The sequence below is a fragment of the Salinigranum rubrum genome (genome assembly GCF_002906575.1).
In the GTDB taxonomy this organism is placed as follows: Archaea; Halobacteriota; Halobacteria; order Halobacteriales; family Haloferacaceae; genus Salinigranum; species Salinigranum rubrum.
This window is the reverse complement of sequence record NZ_CP026309.1, coordinates 515182-533948: the sequence shown is the minus strand read 5'-3', so window position 1 is coordinate 533948 and position 18767 is coordinate 515182. Positions and strand designations below refer to the sequence as shown.

The window sequence follows — 18767 nt, the reverse complement described above, 5'->3', positions numbered from 1 at the left end:
GAACCGGACCGTAATCGCCCGAATTTTTGTACGGGAGCGTCGAATCCGGGGGTATGACAGACCTCGTGACCTTCGGCGAGACGATGTTGCGGCTCTCGCCCCCGCGCGGCGACCGACTCGAACGGACCCGTTCGTTCGACGTGCAGGCGGGCGGGGCCGAGAGCAACGTCGCCGTCGCGGCCTCCCTCCTCGGCCTCGACGCCGTGTGGCTCTCGAAGCTCCCCGACTCCCCGCTCGGACGGCGAATCGTCCGCGAACTCCGCGGACACGGCGTCCGGACGGGCGTCGCGTGGGACACGTCCGACGAGAAGCGTCTCGGCACGTACTACCTCGAACACGGCGGTGCCCCGCGTGGGGTCGAGGTCGTCTACGACCGGGCCGACTCGTCCGTGACGACCGTCACGCCCGAGGAACTGGCGACGGGGGTCGTCGCGGACGCCGACACGTTCTACACGAGCGGCATCACCCCGGCGCTCTCGGAGACCGTCCGGAAGACGACGGGCACGCTGTTCGAGGTAGCGAAACAAAGCGGGACGACGACGACGTTCGACCTGAACTACCGGTCGAAGCTCTGGTCGCCCGCCGAGGCGAGAGAGACGTACGAGGCGCTCTTGCCCCACGTCGACCTGCTGTTCGCCGCCGAGCGCGACGTCCGCGAGGTGCTCGACCGCGACGGCGACGCGGTCCAACTCGCTCACGGGTTGGCGACCGACTTCGACTCCGACACCGTGGTCCTCACCCGCGGGGACAAGGGAGCAGTGGGCATCCGCGAGGGCGAGGTGTTCGAGCGGCCGGTGTTCGAGGCCGACACCTTCGACGCCATCGGGACGGGCGACGCGTTCGTCGGCGGCTTCCTCACCGCCCGCGCCGACGGCGGCGACATCGAGCGGTGTCTCACCTACGGGGCGGCGACGGCCTCGCTCAAGCGGACCATCGACGGCGACCTCGCCGTGGTGACGCCCGCGGAGGTCGAAGCCGTCATCGCCGAAGAGAGCGGCGAGATTTCGCGGTGACGACGGCTCGCATCGGGAGACGCGGCGAGCGGTCGCGGGGCGGCACGTGTGACCGAAGCGCACGACCGCCGTAACCGCTTTCGTGTTCCCCGGAGGAGGCCGGGTATGCACGTCGCGCTCATCGGTGCGTACGGGAGTGCCGGAACCGCCGTCGCCGGTCGCCTCGTCGAGCACCTCGGCGAGGAACTCACGCAGTTGACGCTCATCGACGACGGCGAGCCCGGCGGGGGGCTCTGCATCCTCAGAGGGTGTATGCCGTCGAAAGAGGTCATCTCGGCGGCGGGCCACCGCTACCAGACCCGTCACGACGACCGACTGATCGGCACGCCCGAGATGGACCTCGACCGAGTGGTCGAAACGAAGGACGGTCACATCGAGAACTTCGCGCGCCACCGCCGAGCGGCGGTCCACGACATGGCCGAGCGCGAGGGGGCGGAGTTCCGCCACGAGCGGGCGACGTTCGTCGACGACCACACCCTGCGACTCCACCCGAGCGGCGACGAACTCACGGCCGACTACGTCGTCGTCGCCACCGGTTCGGTGGTGAACGTTCCCGACCTTCCAGGAATCGACGCGGTCGAACCGGTCACGAGCGCGGACGTCCTCGACGCGACGGACCTCCCCGAGTCGGGCATCGTGATGGGGTTCGGCTACGTCGGACTCGAACTCGTGCCGTATCTCGCGGAGGCCGGCGTCGACCTCACGGTGGTCGAACACGACGCGCGCCCGCTGGACGAGGCCGACCCGGACTTCGGCGACGAACTCCTGGACATCTACCGCGAGGAGTTCGGCGTCGAGATTCTCACCAACACGTACGAGAAGCGGGTGGAACCGGCAGGGGAGGGTGTCCGAATGCACCTCGACCACGACGGGGAGGCGGTGACGAGAGAGGCCGAGGCGCTCTTTCTGTTCACGGGCCGACGGCCGGACCTCGCGGGGCTCGGCATAGAGAACACCGCCCTCGACACCGATGGCGAGTGGGTCCACGACACGATGCAGGCCCGCGACCTCGCACACACGTTCGTCGTCGGCGACGTCAACGGGAAGGAGCCAATCCTCCACGTCGCAAAGGAACAGGGGTTCGTCGCCGCCGACAACATCCTCGCGCACGCGGCGGGCGAGAAGCTGGTGGAGTACGAGAACGTCCACCACCACGTCGTCTTCTCGGCGGGGGGCGTCTACCCCTACGCCCGGGTGGGCCACTCGGTGGCGTCGGCCGTCGAGGCGGGACTCGACCACGTCGCGGTCACCCGGCGCGCCAGCGACGACGGGGTGTTCAAGACGAAGGCGACTCCGAGAGGGCTGGCGACGCTCGTCGTGGGGACGGACGGGACCGTCCTGGGGTATCAGGGGCTGCACTACCACGCGGACGTGATGGCGAAGACGATGCAGATGGCGGTGGAGATGGAACTGGACGTCCACGAGATACCCGACCGGGCGTACCACCCGACGACGCCGGAGATTCTGGACGGGCTGTTTCGGCAGGCGAAGGCTGAACTGCGAGAGTCGTGATGGGTCGACTCGTCGGGGCGTGAGCGTCGAGGCCAAGTGTGTGCAGCGGCGAACGCGTGAGGAGTCGTCGCCCAGACGGTCGATGAGTTCTGGAAGGCGGTATGGCACACGGACGCGGTGGAGCCCAGCCTCACCCACCGAAGCGACTTCGTCGCTTCGAGCCTGCACTTGGTCCCCTCGATGAAGACCTCGTGCGTTCACTCGCTCGCTCTTTCCGCGTGTCTCGACGTCAGTCCAGTCACGTCCCCCTCGTTCGAGCCGTCCGCACACCGAACGCGCAATCCGGGCTCAATCGACCTCGGGTTCGAGGGGGTCGAGGTCGACGCGGCGGACGACGAGGAACGCCGCGATGAGGACGGCGAGCAGGAGCGCGAACGACCCCGCCGCGACGAACGCGTCGTCGACGGAGGCGTACTCGTCGGGGCGGTAGCTGATGACCTTCCGCGCGATGGCGATGAGCGCGGCGTTGATGACGATCCGAATCACCGGTTCGTTCCGGCTGAACGCGACGACCGTCTGGAACACCTCGACGATGATGAGCAAGAGGAGGACGGTGTCGATGAGGTCGATGACGGCGTTGGGGTCGGTGAATCGTCCCGAGACGAGCAGTTCGTACAGCGACAGTCCCAGGTCGAAGACGCCGATGGCGAAGAGCGCCACGAGGAAGTACGCGGCACCCATCTCCAGCCACCGCATCACGCGCTCCGAGTGGGCGGCGAGCGACTCGATTTCGAGCGACACGAGGTGAGCGAAGGACCGAACCGTCAAACGGGTTGTGGCAGCCCGGGCCCCGACCCGCGTGTCGTTAGCGCTCGTCGGACTCGGGGTCCGTCTCCGCGTCCACGTCCGTGGTGGAGTCCACGTGAGCGTCGTCACCGTCGTCGTCAGCTCTCGAACTGTGGTCGTCGTCGGCTCCCGAGCCCGAGCCGTGGTCGGGCTCTCCGGGTGCGTCCTCGTCGACAGCCATCGCCTCCGCTTCGCCCTCGGACGACTCCCCGACCATCGGACGGACGCGAACCCGTCGGATGCGGTGGCCGTCGACGCGCTCGACGTCGAGGGCGACGTCGGCGACGACGACGCGGTCGCCCACGTCGCCGATGCGACCGAGTTCGGCGTTGATGAGGCCGGCGACGGTCTCGAACTCCCCTTCGGTGGTGAGGTCGACGCCGAGCGCGTCGTTCACCTCCCCCACAGTCACCTCGCCTTTGACCACGAGGCCGTCGGTCGTGGGACGGATGAACCGTTCCTCGCCGACCTCGAATATCTCGCCGACGATCTCTTCGAGGATGTCCTCGACGGTGAGGATGCCCTCGGTCTCGCCGAACTCGTCGCGGACGATGACCATCGTGACGCGCTCGGCTTGCATCTCGGCGAGGAGGTCGTCGATCTCTCTCCCCTCGGGGACCTGAAGGCTGGGGAGGAGGACGTCGTCGAGCGTCTTCCCCTCGCGGATGGCGCGTTCGACGTCGCGGATGTCGGCGATGCCGACGACGTGGTCGAGCGTGCCCTGGTAGACGGGGACGCGGGTGAGCCGGTTCGTCGCACACACTTCGATGACCTCGTCGAGGGGGTCTCGACGTCGACCGCGATGAGGTTGACGCGCGGGACCATCACCTCCCGTGCCGTGGTCGAACTGAGTTCGAAGACGCCCTCGACCATCTCGTGTTCGGCCTCGTCGATGGCGCCGACGCGTTCGCCGGTCTTGAGGAGCGCCTCGATCTCCTCGCGGGTGACGTAGGGGCGTTCGATGTCGTTTCCCCCTCCGGTGAGTCGATTGAGACCGCGGGAGGCGACCTCGAAGCAGAAGACGAGCGGGAAGAGCACGCGCTCGACGATTCGGATGGGACCAGCCACCCGCAGCGCGAGGCGTTCGGCGTTGGCGACACCGTACGATTTGGGCGTTATCTCGCCGAAGAGGAGGACGAGCGCGCTCATGCCGAGCGTCGTCGCGACGATGGCTAACTCGGGTGAGAGCGTCGCCGCCAGGAGGACGGAGGCGATGCTCGCCATCGCGATGTTCACCATGTTGTTCCCGACGAGGATAGTGACGAGAAGGCGGTGGGGGTCCTCGCGGAGGCGCTGGAGCACCACGGCGCGCGGGTCGACGTCCTCGTCGGTCTCTAAGAGAGCCGAGAGCTGGTGGCGCTCCAGCGAGAAGATGGCGATTTCGCTCCCGGAGAAGAAGGCGCTCACGCCGAGCAGGACGACGATGACGACGGCACCGAGGACGACCGTGAGAGGGGTGATGACGCTGTCGTTCGCCGTCTGTGCGGGGAACGCCGCTCGTGTGATCAGGCTCGCCGCCCGTGTCAGCGAGGTCATCGTCAACAGACCGGCCATCGCCGCGGGGACGACGCCCGTCATCGGCAGATCACCCGATCAGGTGGTCGGAGCGGTCGGTGGCGCCGGAGCGTCGCGGGGGGCCGAGTGAACTCCGACGAGCGGTCGTGTGGTCCGAGGAGAGTCATAGCCGTGGATGGTCGGACGAGCGGTTAGTTCCTGTGGATGGAGACGGTCGAACCGCGGCACGACGGGCGGGGAACGGTCGATAGAATGCTAATCCTTAATATTCACAAGGGACTGGTTTAATACATGACCGTTGTCAGCGTCTCGATGCCCGAGGAGCTACTCGAACGAATCGACAGCTTCGCCGACGAACACGGCTACACCGGGCGGAGCGAGGTCATCCGCGAGGCGTCACGGAACCTGCTCGGCGAGTTCGAGGACCGACGACTCGAGGACCGCGAACTGATGGCCGTCGTGACGGTCATCTTCGACTACGAGACGACGAGCGTCGAAGAGCGGATGATGCACATCCGCCACGAGTACGAGGGACTGGTCGCCTCGAACATCCACAGCCACGTCGGTGGCCACTTCTGTATGGAACTGTTCGTCCTCGAAGGGCGGTTGGACGAGATCTCGACGTTCGTCGGCCGTATCCGGGCGACGAAGGACACCCTAAGCGTCGACTACTCGGTGATGCCCGTCGACGAGTTCGTCTCGGTTCCCGACCCTGACCACGACCACTGAGCGCGGCTCACCGGTACTCGTCGAGTGAGAGGTACGACCCTTCCTGTGCGGTCAGCCATGCCGTCGTCCGCGGGAGTTCCTCGGAGGCGACCCGCGGGAAGATAGTGTACTCGTCCGGGGCGTCGTCGTACTCTTCGAGGTGCCCACAGACGTGTGTCTCGGCGTCCGCGTCGGGTTCGGGCCCGAGATCGAGACCGAACGGGGCTGCGTCCCGACCTTTCCCCACGGCGTCGGTGTCGCAGTCGTTCGTGTCAGTCATGTGTAGATTCCTCGGGTCGGATGTTACTCATGGTCGTTGATGTACTTTTCTATCGACGGACCGAATCCCGGACGGGAGCACGTGACGGAGTACCAGCGCACACGGGCGCGACGGGGGTCGAGGGAGGCAGGGAGGCAGCGCCCGCACGGCGAAACGGATTAAGTGAGCCCGTGTGGAAGAGAGAGTCATGCCGTCAGACGCTGACGACCCCGCGGGGACCGGACGGCCGACCCTGTTCGACGTCACCGTGCGCGAAGTGATGCGGCGGGACGTCGAAACCGTCACACCGTCGGCGTCGGCGCGGACGGTGGTCCGCCGTCTCCACGAGGCCGACGTCGGCTCGGTTCTCGTCGTCGACGAGGCGGGGACGCCGGTCGGTATCGTCACGGACTCGGACGTCCTCGCGCTGGTCGTCGCCGGCCGATCGCTGGAGGGGACGACGGTTGCCGACTGCCTGTCCGCGCCGGTCGTCACTGTGGACGCCGATGACGGCATCGAGACGGCCGCGAAAGCGCTCCGCGAACAGGGCATCGACCAGGCACCCGTCCTCGACGACGGCGCGCTGGTCGGCGTCGTCTCCGTGCGCGAACTGTCGTACTACCTGCCGGGGCTGTCGCTGTCGGACGTGACGACGCGGAGCAGCGGGGAGTACGCGTACGAGGACCGCGCCACGCCCGGCATCGACGTCGGCGACGTCGTTCGGTTCTCGAAGCGACTCGACGACGGTGACGTCCGGGCCTTCGCCCGCGCATCGGGCGACGAGAACCCGCTGCACCTCGACGACGACTACGCGGGAACGACGCGGTTCGGCACCCGTATCGCCCACGGCGTCCTCACGCTCGGCGTCGTGAGCGCGGCGCTCGCTCGTCTCCCCGGCCTCGTCATCTATCTCTCACAGAGCGTCCGGTTCGTCGGTCCCGTGGAGGTCGGCGAGCGCGTGACTGCCGTCTGTGAAGTCGTCGACGCGCTCGGCGGCGGCCGGTTCCGCCTCCGGACGGTCGTGAACGGGGACGACGGCGAACCCGTCGTCGAGGGCGAAGCCGTCGTGCTGGTCGACGGGAGCGACGAGACCGAGCGGGAGTGACAGGGTCCGGTCGCACACGGCCCAACCATTTATCCCGTCCCCTCCCTCTCCTGGATGTATGTCAGTCACGTATGACTTCGAGGGGCAGGCAGTACTGGTGACCGGCGCGGGCGGGGCGCTCGGTGGCGGCGTCGTCGAGGCGTTCGTCGACGGCGGAGCGACCGTCGCCGCCGCGGACATCGTAGACCCCGACGACGTCGACCTGCCCGACGGGGTGACGTACTACCAGGGGGACTTCACCGACGAGGACGACGTCGCCGAAACGGTCGAGGCGGTCGTCGAAACCCACGGCGGCGTCGACGCGCTCGTCAACATCGCCGGGACCTGGCAGGGCGGGACGCCGGTCGACGAGACCGACGTCGAGACGTTCGACTTCCTCTTCGACGTCAACCTCAAGACGATGTTCCTCGCGTCGAAGCACGCGCTCCCGCACCTGCGAGAGTCGGCAGCGGGCGCGGTCGTCTCCGTCTCCGCGCGGTCGTCGCTCGAAGGAGGAGAGGGCGACAGCGTCTACCGCGCGTCGAAGGCGGGCGTCCGCCTCATCACCGAGAGCATCGCCGAGGAGAATCGTGGTGAGGTCCGTGCGAACGCGATCATGCCGAGCGTCATCGACACGCCGGCGAACCGCGAGATGATGCCCGACGCCGACCACGACTCGTGGCCGACGCCACAGGAAATCGCCGAAGTCATCTGCTTCCTCTGTAGCGACGCCTCGGGGGTAACGAGCGGGGCGGCGGTGCCGGTGTACGGCGAGGCCTGAACGGACGAGGGGTTCCGACCCACGAGTTCTTGGTCCCCGCCGCACTCACATCGGTCATGACACTCGACCGTCAGAGCGGCGTCTTCTGTCACGTCGCCTCGCTTCCGGGACCGCAGGGCATCGGGAGCCTCGGGGCGCCCGCGAGACGGTTCGTCGACTTCCTCGCTCGCGCCGACCAGTCGCTGTGGCAGTTCTGTCCCATCGGGCCCACGACCGTCGACTACGGCAACTCGCCGTACTCGGCGCTGTCGGCCGTCGCGGGTAACCCGCTGTTCGTCGACCTCGCTGACCTCCGCGAGCGGGGGTGGCTCGAGAGGGTAGAAGGAGAACCGTTCGACGACGAATGCGTCGAGTACGAACGGGTCACGGACCACGTCGAGACGCACCTCCGTCGTGCCCACGACGGCTTCGAGGAGCGGGCGACGGCCGTGGAACGGAAGGCGTTCACGACCTTCCGCGAGTCGAACGACTGGCTGGACGACTACGCACTGTTCCGGGCGCTCAAACGCGACCACGACAGCGCTGCATGGACCGAGTGGCCACGGGGCGAGCGGGACCGCGATCCGGACGCGCTCGGGGCGGCCCGCGGACGACTGTCCGGCGAAATCGCCTTCCGCGAGTTCTGTCAGTTCTGTTTCGACCAGCAGTGGTCGGCGCTCCGATCCTACGCAACCCAGCACGACGTGTCTCTCGTCGGCGACGTTCCCATCTACGTCGCGGGAGACAGCGCGGACGTGTGGGCCAACCGGGACGTGTTCCAACTCGACGAGGAGGGACAGCCGACGGCGGTCGCCGGGGTCCCCGACGCGCCCGACGAGGTGTTCTCGGCTCAGCGGTGGGGGATGCCGTTGTTCGACTGGGAAGCGCTAGAGCGGACGGGGTTCGCGTGGTGGCGCTCGCGACTCGAACGGCTGTTCGCGCAGTGTGACATCGTCCGAATCGACCACTTCCGGGGATTAGAGCGGTACTGGGCGATTCCCGCCGACGAGTCGGACCCGAACGTGGGCGAGTGGCGCGACGTGCCGAGCGAGGCGTTCTTCGATGCGCTCAGCCGCGAGTTCGGCGACCTCTCGGCGCGCGCGTTCGCCGAGGACATCGGCCACCCGACCGACGCGGTCGACGACCTTCGAACCCGGTACGGACTGGCGTCGCTGAAGCTCCTCCCGTTCGTCGACTGGTGCGAGGAGGACCACCCGCACAAGCCGCACCGGTACACGGCGGACACCGTCGCCTACACCTCGACGCACGACTCCGAGACCGCCCGTGGAGCGTACGAGTCGCTGTCCGACGAGCAGCGGGCGTGCTTCGAGGCGTACTTCGATGGGCCCGTCGCTGCCGAGACGGTCCACGAGACGTGTATCGAGGCGGTGTGGGGTTCGGAGGCGAACCTCGCGCTGGCGCAGATACAGGACGTGCTCGGACGCGGGAACGAGGCGCGGTTCAACGTTCCCGGGACGACGGCGGGCAACTGGGCGTGGCGCGTCCGGGAGGAGCAGTTGACCGACGCTGCCGCCGGCTGGCTGGCCGAGGCGACACGCGACGCGAACCGCTGACAGCAGAAACCCGGGAAGGACCGAAAGGGGCGAACAGCCGGCACGCTCGCGCCACACGGCGTCGTGCCGGACGGCCGCGTCCCACCGTGTGCTGGCGGTCAGGTCACGCCGCGGAGTGGCATCCTGTTCGTATTTGAGCGTTCGCCCGAGACCGAGCTATGAGAGTGTGTGTACGGAGCGGCAGTTCGGTGCGTCCTCATCCGCGAGACGGCCGGATTCCACGGCCGCGCGAGACGCGACGCGGTCGCGGTCTGATTCTCACTCGATGGCCGCCCCTTTACACACATCCCATCGCTCGGTACGGCCACGCGTCGAACGCGAAACGGAGAACCCACAACCGTTTTGTCACGTCTGGGTAACGTAGGGGCTATGAGCGAACTCACCGACGTGGAGGCAACGACGCTCACACACCGCGTGGTCCTGCTCGGGGTCGCCGAACTGGGTGGCCGCGACGAGGTGCCCGCACACGCGGGCGAGATCGTGAGCGTCTGTATCGACAACCTCGCGGACGTCGACGGCGACGTCGTCGGGAGTCTCTCGGAGGCCGACGTCGCCCGCGCGCTCAACGAACTCGAGGACGCCGGCCTCGTCGAACGGGGCGACGTCGGCGACACCTCCGCGGTCGGGAAGGGCCGCCCCGCGTACGTCCTCCCGATGGGGGGCGACGCGCTGTGTGAGACGCTCGAAGACGACGACCGGCTGACGACGCTCGTCGAGCGCGTCGAGGCCACCCACGGCTAACCGATACGGCGTCGGGACACACCGACCCGTCGGACGAACGTCACGGTTTTTAGGCTCACCGAAAAACCGAAAGGGGTTTCAACGTTTAGGCGAGCCAAAAAGGCATGACGAACGGTTCGAACCCTCCACGTCCGACACGCCGAACGCTTCTCACGACCGGTGCGGCGCTCGTCACCGGCGCGCTCGCCGGCTGTAGCGGGGACACCGGAACGAACACGTCGTCGACGGACGCGCAGTCGACCGCGACCGCGACCGCGACGTCGACGGCAACGACGACCGCTCAGTCCACGACCGAGAACACCACGTACGCGGTGGAGATGGCGCCCGTCGGCCGCGTCGAGTTCGAGGCCGTTCCCGAGACGTGGGTCGCGAACAACGGGAGCTGGGCGGACATGGGTGTCGCGCTGGGTCTCGAACCGCCGAAGGGCGTCTGGCTCCCGAGCCGGTACCACACGCGGTACTACGACGAGATACCGGGCGTGAGCGTCGACGCGAGCGGGATTCGCGAGCTGTGGGGTGAGGGTGGCGTCGGCAAGGAACAGTTCTACGAACTCGACGCCGACGTCCACGTGGCGGACCCGAACTTCCTCCTGAACCGAGGACAGTGGGCGGAGTCGGACATCGACGAGATCGCCGAGCAGGTCGGGCCGTTCTTCGGGAACAGCATCTTCTCGCGCGGCTACGCCTGGCACGACTACGAGTACTACACGCTGTACGAGGCGTTCGGGAAGCTCGCACAGGTGTTCCAGCGGGAGGACAGATACGAGGCGTTCGCGTCGCTCCACGAGGAGTTCCAGACCAGCCTCGCGTCCGCCGTTCCCGCCGAGGGCGAGCGCCCGTCGGCGGCGGTCGTCTGGGCCGGCGGCGACGAGCCCGAGGAGTTCTACCCGTACGTCATCGACGAGGGAACGAGCTTCAAGCACCTCCGGGACCTGAAGGTGAACGACGCGCTCGCGGCGACCGACGTCAAGGACTTCTACAGCAACCGCGGCGCCATCGACTACGAGACGCTCCTGGAGGTCGACCCCGAGACGCTGCTCATCCGCGGCCAGGAGGCGAAGACGCGGGCCGAGTTCGAGGAAACGGTCGTCGCGTACATGGAGGACCACGGCGTCGCGAGCGAACTCACCGCCGTCCAGAACGGGGACGTCTACCGCGCCGGCCCGCTGTACCAGGGTCCGATCACGAACCTCGTCGGCACGGAGCGACTCGCCCGAGAACTGTACGACGTCGAGGAGGACCTGTTCGACCGCGAACGCGTCGCGGCCGTCGTCGCCGGGGAGGTCTGAGGATGAGAGACGGGGCCACGTCCGACGTCCGGACCGAAACCGAGTACGACGTGGTCGTCGTCGGTGGTGGCCCGGCGGGCTGTTCTACCGCCGTCTTCACCGCCCGGTACGGACTCGACACCGTCGTCTTCGACCGGGGACGCTCGTCCATCCAGCGGTGTGCCCACCTGGAGAACTACCTCGGGTTCCCCGCCGGCATCGACGTCGAGACGCTGTACGGCCTGATGCACGACCACGTCCGGGAAGCCGGCGGCGAACTCGTTTCAGACCTCGTCGACGCGGTGTCGCGCTCGGACAGGGGGTTCGTCGTCGAAACCGAGGAAGGGAGGCGCGTCACGACCCGCCGCGTCGTCGCGGCGACCCGGTACGACGGCGAGTACCTCCGACCGCTCGGCGACGAGGAGATGTTCGAGACGAGCGGCGGCGGGACGAACGAACGGTTCGACCGCACCTATCCCGAGTCAGACGGGACGACGCCGTTCGAGGGGCTGTACGTCGCCTCTCCGTCCGAGGAGACCGACCGACAGGCCATCGTGGCCGCCGGCCGCGGGGCGCGCGTCGGCCTCGCCGTCGTCCGCGACGTCCGTCGCACACGGGGCGTCCCCGACGCCGTCGCGCCCCACTACGACTGGCTGCGTCGGGAGGCCACGCTCGACAGCGAGTGGGACGACCGCGACCGGTGGCGCGAGTGGTACGACGCCAAGCGACCGGACGGCGTCGACGACGACCGGTGGGAGGCGGTCCGCGAGCGCGACATCGACCGACGACGCGGGATGTACCTCTCGAGCGCCCGGATCGACCGACGACGAGAGCGCGGTCAGCGCCGACTGCTCGACCACGTCGACGACGACCTCGTCGTTCAGCGGGCACGGGAAATCGAGTCCGGCGGCGGAGACGAGAACGCGAGCGGCGGGGTCGAAAGCGGCGTACCGGCCAACGGGACGAGCGAACACGCGGACGGACACACGGGAGCGAGCCGCTGACATGGCCGGCGAGCCCACGACGGGGACGGCGACGGGGTCGTCTCGCGAAGGCTGGTTCGGCTGGCTCGACGGCTCGCTTCTCACGCTGTGCGTCGGGAGCCTCGCCGTCGTCGTTCTCGGCGGACTCGTACAGGTGAGCTTCGGCGCGTTCTCCATGACGGTCGTCGAGGCGTGGCAGGCGGTGGTGAACCCGGAGGTCGTCCTGAACCCGCAGGCGTGGGAGGCGTTCCTGTTCGGCGGGGGAGTTCCGGAAATGAACAGACGGAGCCTCATCGTCTGGAACATCCGCCTCCCGCGCGTGCTCGTCGCCGTGCTCGTGGGGATGAACCTCGCTGTTTCGGGAGCGATCTTCCAAGCCGTCACGCGGAACGAACTCGCCAGCCCGTTCATCCTCGGCGTCTCGTCGGGTGCCGGGTTGATGATTCTCCTCACGCTCGTGGTGTTCTCGGGGCTGTCGGCGTTCCTCCCGCTGATCGCCTCCATCGGTGGGGCCATCGCCTTCCTGGTCGTCTACGCCATCGCCTGGAAGAACGGCACCTCGCCCGTCAGACTCGTCCTCGCCGGCGTGATCGTCGGGACCGTCTTCGGCAGCCTCCAGACGGCGCTGTTCTTCTTCGCCGACGACATCGGCGTCGTCCAGAGCGCCATCGCGTGGACGACCGGATCGCTGACGGGGACCGACTGGGAGCAGGTCCGGATGGCGCTCCCGTGGACGGCCGTCGCGATGCTGCTCGCGCTCGTCAGTTCGCGGCAGTTGAACGTGCTTCTGCTCGGTGAGAACACGGCGAAGTCGCTCGGGATGAGCGTCGAGAAGGTCCGGTTCGCCCTCTCGGGCGTGGCGGTCCTCGCCGCGGCCGCGAGTATCGCCGTCGCGGGCATCGTCGGTTTCGTCGGCCTCATCGTCCCGCACATGGTCCGCAACATCGTCGGCAGCGACTACAGAAAGCTCGTCGTCGGCTGCGTGTTCGCCGGGCCGGCGCTCATGGTCGCCGCCGACGTCGGCGCCCGCCTCGCGTTGAGTCCCGTCCAGATTCCGGTCGGCATCGTCACCGGGCTCGTGGGGGGGCCGTACTTCCTCTACCTGATGCGCAAGCAGGACAAGATGGGTGAGATCTGATGACCGACGAGCGGACGACACGACCGGACGGCGGAGCCGGGTCGGCGGTCGAACGGGAGCGGGCGGCCCGAGACGACCGTCGGCCGACCGAGGACACCGACAGCTCCGCGAGCGAGTTCGTGGGCGAGGAGCTCGTCATCAGCTACCCGTCGACGTCCGCGCCGGTGATCGACGGCGAGTCGCTCCGGGTGCCGCCGGGGGCGGTGACCGCGCTCGTCGGGCCCAACGGGAGCGGGAAGAGCACGCTGTTGAAGGGACTCGCCGACCAGCTCGGACTCGACGCGGGGACGGTCCGCCTCGACGGCACGGACATCAGTACGCTCGGAGCGAAGAAAATCGCCCGAAAGCTCGGGCTCCTCTCCCAGGAGAACACCTCCCCCGGGAGTATCTCCGTCGAGAAACTGGTCGAACACGGCCGCTACCCCCACCGCGGGTTCTTCGACGGGCTCTCCGAGACCGACCGCGAGGCCATCGACCGGGCGATATCGCTCGCGGGCGTCGAGCACCTCCGTGACCGCGAAGTCGGGAGTCTCAGCGGGGGACAGAAACAGCTGGTGTGGATCGCGATGGCACTGGCACAGGAGACCGACGTTCTGCTGCTCGACGAACCGACGACGTTCCTCGACCTCCATCACCAGCTCGAAGTGATGGACATCGTCGAGACGCTGCGCGACGAGAGCGACATCACGGTCGTCCTCGTCCTGCACGACATCGACCAGGCCGCACGGTACGCCGACCACATGGTCGCACTCAAGGACGGGACGATTCACGCCCGGGGGGCGCCGGAGGAGGTCGTGACCCAGGAGTTGCTCGCGGAGGTGTTCGAGATCGACGCCGAGGTGGAACACACCGACCGGGGGCCGCGGATCGAACCGCTCCGCGCCCGACACGACGACGATTCCAGGGGAGCCGGAGACGAGGAGTGACCGACACCGACGAGTTCGAGACGGCGCTGGACGTCTACCGCGACCGCGTCTCACACCCGCTGTTCCGGCTTTTTCGCGCGTACGGTCGCGGTGAGTGGAAGTGGCTCGTCGTCGGTCTCGTGACGAGCGTGCTCGCGTACGGGACGGTTCTCGTGACGCCAATCGTGCTCGGAACGACCATCGACGCCCTGTTCACGGGTGAAGGTGCGTACGCGCTGCCGCTCGTTCCGACCGCGTGGCTGCCGACCGGACCGACCGCACAGTTCTGGTTCTCGGCAGCGGTCGTCGGTGGGGCACTCCTCGGCGGGGCACTCCTGCAGTGGATCCGTGGGGTGTCGATGAACTTCTTCGCTCACGGCGTGATGTACACGATCCGGGTCGACGCCTACGAGAAGATGCAGCGTCTGGACATGACCTTCTTCGACAACAAGGAGACGGGCGAGATCATCTCCATCCTGAACAACGACACGGGAAATCTCGAAGTCCTCTTCGACAACGCGCTGGGCGACAGCGTCCGTATCGGCGTCATCCTCTTCGGTGTCACGGGTGCGCTGTTGTACACGAACCGGCAACTCGCGCTGGTGACGCTCGGGGCAGTGCCACTGTTGGTCGGGTTCACGTGGTGGTTCATGCGGGTGATCGAACCCCGCTACACGCATCAGCGCGAGACGGTCGGCGACCTGAACACCCGGATCGAGAACGGGCTGAGCGGCATCGAACTGGTCAAGACGACCGGCACCGAGGAGTACGAGAACGAGCGCGTTCGCGGCGTCTCTCGGGACGTCTTCGACGCCCAGATGGACGTGTTGAAGCTGAGCTACTTCTACCGGCCCGGGATGGAACTCGTCACCGGTGCGGCGCTGGTAGCGACGTTCGTTCTCGGAGGGCTCTGGGTGTTATCGGGACCGCCGCTGTTCTTCTCGGGCGAACTCACCACCGGGGACTTCGTCGTCTTCATGCTGTTGACCCAGCAACTGACCGGACCGATGGCGCAGTTGGCGAACATCGTCGACTGGTACCAAAACGCGCGGGCCTCCGGCAAGCGCATCTGCGGGCTGATGGACGTGCCCGTCCGAATCGAGGACGCCCCCAACCCGGTCGCGCTCGACGACATCGACGGCCGGGTCGAGTACGACGACGTGACGTTCGGATACGATGGCGGGGCGACGGTCCTCGACGGCGTCGACTTCGCCGTCGACGCGGGCGAGACAGTCGCCCTGGTCGGCCCCACGGGCGCGGGGAAGTCCACCGTGGCGAAGCTCCTCCTCCGCCTGTACGACGTGACCGACGGTGCGGTTCGAGTCGACGGCCACGACGTGCGCGAGGTCCGACTGTCGGCCCTCAGAGGGTCCGTCGGCTACGTGAGCCAGGACACGTTCCTGTTCGACGGGACCGTCGCGGAGAACATCCGCTACGGTCGGTTCGACGCGAACGATGAGGCGGTGCGCGAGGCCGCCGAAGCGGCCGAGGCTCACGAGTTCATCGAACGCCTCTCGGACGGCTACGGGACGCGAGTCGGCGAGCGCGGCGTCAAACTCTCCGGCGGCCAGCGTCAACGGGTCGCACTCGCCAGGGTGATCCTCCGTGACCCGTCGATCGTCCTGTTGGACGAGGCGACCGCGAGCGTCGACACCGAAACCGAATACCTCATCCAGCGCTCGCTCGACCGGCTGACAGCCGAGCGAACGACGATCGCCATCGCTCATCGGCTGTCGACGATCAGGGACGCCGACACCATCCTCGTCTTGGAAGGTGGACGGATCGTCGAGCGCGGGACGCACGACGAACTGCTCGCGGCTGACGGACTGTACGCGAACCTCTGGGGCGTGCAAGCGGGCGAAGTCGACGACCTCCCGGACGAGTTCGTCGAGCGCGCGTCCCATCGACCGACGAGAGATTTTTAGGCCGGCCTAATAATCGGAGCGTTTATATTGTTTTAGGTGAGCCTAAAACCATGTCGAAAGACGACTCGGCGCGCGACGCGTCGACGCGGCGCGACTGCGTCAAGTACGGAGGCGCGGTCATCGGCGGCGGACTGCTGGCCGGATGCACCGGCGGCAGCGACTCCGGCGAGGGTACGAACAGTCCGACCAGCGCCTCCGAGGAGAGGACACCGACTCGCACCCCGGAGGACGGTACCACGACCACCGACGGAGACGAGACGTACTCGGTGACGATGGCGCCGATGGGGACAGTCGAGTTCGAGTCCGTCCCCGAGGACGTGGTCATCTACGACGCGCAGTGGGCGGACCATCTGGTCGCGCTCGGACAGCAAGAGCGAATCGTCTCGCTCGGCTGGCCGGACAACTACTACACGGGTTACTACGACGAACTCTCGGGTGTCTCGTTCGACACAGGCGCTCTCCCGGGGATGTGGGACGGCGGGCTCGACAAGGAACAGTTCTACGAACTGGACGCCGACGTTCACCACATCGACCCGTGTCGGTTCACCTCGTTCGACTCCGGGATGGACCGGGCGGACTTCGACGAGTTAGAGAAGAACGTCGGACCGTTCTTCGCCAATCGGTTCAGTCGGGCCCACAGCGAGCCACCAGAAGAGTGTCGTGAGTCGTACGAGTACTACACGCTGTGGGAACTCCTCGACAAGTTCGCGCAGGTGTACCGGGTTCAGAGCCGGAGTCAGGCGCTCAAACGAGTGCGCGACGAGATGCTCGAGTCGGTTTACGCCGAACTGCCGCCGCAGGAAGACCGCCCTTCCGTCGCCCTGGTCGTGTACGTCCCCGATACGGAGGCGTTCGGGCCGTACCAGCTGAACGGACCCGGTTTCGGGAAGGCCCACACCCGTCCGCTCCGGGCGAACGACGCGCTCGCGCAGGGGGACAGGACCTACGCCAACGATGCGGGCGACTACGACATGGAGGCGATGCTCGGATTCGACCCCGACGTCATCCTCCACAACTTCGACTGGACCAACCCCAGGGAGCGAACGGAGGCGTTCTTCGCGCTCGACGAGCATCCGGTTGCGAGTGAACTGACTGCGGTCGAGAACGGTCGCCTCTACGCGACCGGGTCGGCGCTGCAAGGCCCGCTGATGAACCTCTTCCAGCTCGAACTCTCGGCGAAACAGATCTACCCCGAACTGTTCGGCCAGCCGCCAGAGCCCGGAGAGTCAGTGCCCGAAGGCGAACGGCTGTTCGACCGCGAGCGGGTCGCGGACATCATCAACGGGGACATCTGACCATGAGCGACGACACCAGCACGACCGAGACACCGACACGACGCGAGTACGTCAAGTACGGTGGCGCGGTCCTCGGCGGCGGACTGCTGGCCGGGTGCGCGGGCGATACCGGGTCCGGCACCTCCCCCGAACCGACGGAAACGACCACGACGACGACCGAGACGGAGGTGAGAGACGGGACTGCGACGCCGGCGGACGAGTCCTACTCGGTACGGATGGCTCCGATGGGGACAGTCGAGTTCGAGACGGTCCCCGAGCGAATCTTCACCCGATTGACCCATCTGGCCGGGATGGCGTTCGCCCTCGGGCGCGGCGACGACGTCAACGCGATGCACGCCCCCGACTACTACCACGCGCTCTGGAACCAGTTCACGCCCCGCCTCGACGGCGTCTCGGTGGACTGGAAGGGGCTGTACTCCTCGTGGACGCCGAGCAAGGAGAAGCTCTACGAGCTAGACAGCGACGTCCACCTCGCCGACCCGGCGGGGATATTCGCGCTCGACAAGTGGGACATGGGCGACGTTCGAGAGGTGGACGAGAACCTCGGCCCCTGGTTCGGGAACTGCTACAGCGACACGCACCAGGAACCACCCGCAGAGTGGGCGGAGGCGTACGAGTACTACGACCTCTGGGAGATGTTCGAGCGGGTGGCCAGCGTGTTCCGGGAGGAAGCCCGCTACGAGGCGCTCGCGGCGGTTCGCGCGGACGTCCTCGCGACCATCGAAGCCGACCTACCCGACGCGGGGGAACGCCCCACCGCCCTGATGGCGGGCGCGAGCGATATCACGAACCCCTGGGTGTACAAGACCGAGAGTCCCGGGTTCCTGAACGCGCACATCAGGCCACTGGGGGCCAGAGAGGCGCTCGGCTCCGACGTCGACTCGGGTGTCAAGATCGACATGGAGGCGATGCTGGAGGCGGACCCGGACGTGATTTTCGTGCTGGGTGGCATGTCGCCGTCGATGGACGTGACGGCAGTCAGAGAGACCCTCGAAGACCACTCCGTCGGGAGCCGACTGTCGGCGGTCCGGAACGGCCGGGTGTACGCGCAGGGAGCGCGCTACCAGGGACCGATCCTCAACCTGTTCCAGTTGGAGATGACGGCCAAACAGCTCTACCCCGAGCGGTTCGGCGAGTGGCCGACCTACGAGGGGGGACCGTATCCGGAGCTACCCGAGGACGAACGGCTGTTCGAGCGCGAACGGGTCGCGGATGTCATCAACGGGATGGTCTGACCCTCCCAGGAGAGGCCCCTCCCTGTCCGTCTATTTAGGCCCGCCTAAAATTCGAAGCAGCTATAA

17 protein-coding genes and 1 pseudogene are annotated in these 18767 nt (G+C 67.4%); 14 read left to right on the top strand and 4 right to left on the bottom strand.

Annotation, left to right across the window (positions count from 1 at the left end):
- Positions 1-53 precede the first annotated feature (53 nt).
- Both kdgK1 and C2R22_RS02600 read left to right on the top strand, forming a co-directional pair.
- Positions 54-1013, top strand: a complete 960-nt coding sequence (gene kdgK1, locus C2R22_RS02605; RefSeq protein WP_103424278.1) for a bifunctional 2-dehydro-3-deoxygluconokinase/2-dehydro-3-deoxygalactonokinase — start codon at positions 54-56, stop codon at positions 1011-1013.
- Positions 1014-1118: 105 nt separating this feature from the next.
- Positions 1119-2525: a dihydrolipoyl dehydrogenase family protein gene (locus C2R22_RS02600; protein ID WP_103424276.1), complete on the top strand. Its 1407-nt coding sequence runs from the start codon at positions 1119-1121 to the stop codon at positions 2523-2525.
- Between the two features lie 288 nt (positions 2526-2813).
- Here the strand turns inward: C2R22_RS02600 and C2R22_RS02595 are convergent, their stop codons facing one another.
- From C2R22_RS02595 to C2R22_RS27325, 3 genes and pseudogenes are all read right to left on the bottom strand, one after another.
- Positions 2814-3221 carry a phosphate-starvation-inducible PsiE family protein gene (locus tag C2R22_RS02595; RefSeq protein WP_103427541.1) on the bottom strand — a complete coding sequence of 136 codons (408 nt, stop codon included), beginning with the start codon at positions 3219-3221 and terminating at the stop codon, positions 2814-2816.
- A gap of 109 nt (positions 3222-3330) precedes the next feature.
- Positions 3331-4074, bottom strand: a complete 744-nt coding sequence (locus tag C2R22_RS02590; protein WP_245902860.1) for a transporter associated domain-containing protein — start codon at positions 4072-4074, stop codon at positions 3331-3333.
- 176 nt (positions 4075-4250) lie between these two features.
- Positions 4251-4847 (bottom strand): annotated as a pseudogene (locus C2R22_RS27325) (CNNM domain-containing protein); the annotation flags it as partial.
- 270 nt (positions 4848-5117) lie between these two features.
- On the opposite strand from C2R22_RS27325, the gene C2R22_RS02580 reads away from it, so the two are divergent.
- Complete coding sequence (locus C2R22_RS02580) at positions 5118-5555, top strand: CopG family ribbon-helix-helix protein (protein ID WP_103424272.1); 438 nt, start codon at positions 5118-5120, stop codon at positions 5553-5555.
- Between the two features lie 7 nt (positions 5556-5562).
- Here the strand turns inward: C2R22_RS02580 and C2R22_RS02575 are convergent, their stop codons facing one another.
- The gene (locus C2R22_RS02575) at positions 5563-5814 is read right to left on the bottom strand and encodes a DUF7511 domain-containing protein (RefSeq protein ID WP_103424270.1); all 252 of its coding nucleotides are present in this window, start codon (positions 5812-5814) and stop codon (positions 5563-5565) included.
- A gap of 187 nt (positions 5815-6001) precedes the next feature.
- On the opposite strand from C2R22_RS02575, the gene C2R22_RS02570 reads away from it, so the two are divergent.
- The 11 genes from C2R22_RS02570 to C2R22_RS02520 all read left to right on the top strand — a co-directional run bounded on the left by C2R22_RS02570 (position 6002) and on the right by C2R22_RS02520 (position 18701).
- The gene (locus C2R22_RS02570) at positions 6002-6898 is read left to right on the top strand and encodes a CBS domain-containing protein (protein ID WP_103424268.1); all 897 of its coding nucleotides are present in this window, start codon (positions 6002-6004) and stop codon (positions 6896-6898) included.
- A 58-nt stretch (positions 6899-6956) separates the two neighbouring features.
- A complete protein-coding gene (locus C2R22_RS02565) occupies positions 6957-7658 on the top strand; it encodes an SDR family oxidoreductase (RefSeq protein ID WP_103424267.1) in 702 nt (233 codons plus the stop codon).
- A gap of 56 nt (positions 7659-7714) precedes the next feature.
- Entirely contained in the window at positions 7715-9211 is a 1497-nt protein-coding gene (malQ, locus tag C2R22_RS02560; RefSeq protein ID WP_103424265.1) for a 4-alpha-glucanotransferase, read from the top strand.
- A gap of 369 nt (positions 9212-9580) precedes the next feature.
- The gene (locus C2R22_RS02555; protein ID WP_103424263.1) at positions 9581-9952 is read left to right on the top strand and encodes a Cdc6/Cdc18 family protein; all 372 of its coding nucleotides are present in this window, start codon (positions 9581-9583) and stop codon (positions 9950-9952) included.
- Between the two features lie 104 nt (positions 9953-10056).
- Positions 10057-11241 (top strand): ABC transporter substrate-binding protein, encoded by a 1185-nt coding sequence (locus C2R22_RS02550; protein WP_103424261.1) that lies wholly within the window; start codon positions 10057-10059, stop codon positions 11239-11241.
- A gap of 2 nt (positions 11242-11243) precedes the next feature.
- Complete coding sequence (locus C2R22_RS02545) at positions 11244-12224, top strand: FAD-dependent oxidoreductase (protein ID WP_103424259.1); 981 nt, start codon at positions 11244-11246, stop codon at positions 12222-12224.
- 1 nt (position 12225) lies between these two features.
- Positions 12226-13341: a FecCD family ABC transporter permease gene (locus tag C2R22_RS02540; RefSeq protein WP_103424257.1), complete on the top strand. Its 1116-nt coding sequence runs from the start codon at positions 12226-12228 to the stop codon at positions 13339-13341.
- Positions 13341-14267, top strand: coding sequence for an ABC transporter ATP-binding protein (locus C2R22_RS02535; protein ID WP_103424255.1), 927 nt, complete (start codon positions 13341-13343; stop codon positions 14265-14267). The genes C2R22_RS02540 and C2R22_RS02535 overlap by 1 nt, the downstream gene beginning before the upstream one ends.
- On the top strand, positions 14264-16171 hold the full coding sequence (locus C2R22_RS02530; RefSeq protein WP_103424253.1) for an ABC transporter ATP-binding protein: 1908 nt from the start codon (positions 14264-14266) through the stop codon (positions 16169-16171). Before C2R22_RS02535 ends, C2R22_RS02530 begins: the two co-directional genes overlap by 4 nt.
- A 50-nt stretch (positions 16172-16221) precedes the next feature.
- Positions 16222-17466 carry an ABC transporter substrate-binding protein gene (locus C2R22_RS02525; protein WP_103424251.1) on the top strand — a complete coding sequence of 415 codons (1245 nt, stop codon included), beginning with the start codon at positions 16222-16224 and terminating at the stop codon, positions 17464-17466.
- A 2-nt stretch (positions 17467-17468) separates the two neighbouring features.
- A complete protein-coding gene (locus C2R22_RS02520; RefSeq protein WP_103424249.1) occupies positions 17469-18701 on the top strand; it encodes an ABC transporter substrate-binding protein in 1233 nt (410 codons plus the stop codon).
- The last annotated feature ends 66 nt before the right edge of the window (positions 18702-18767 follow it).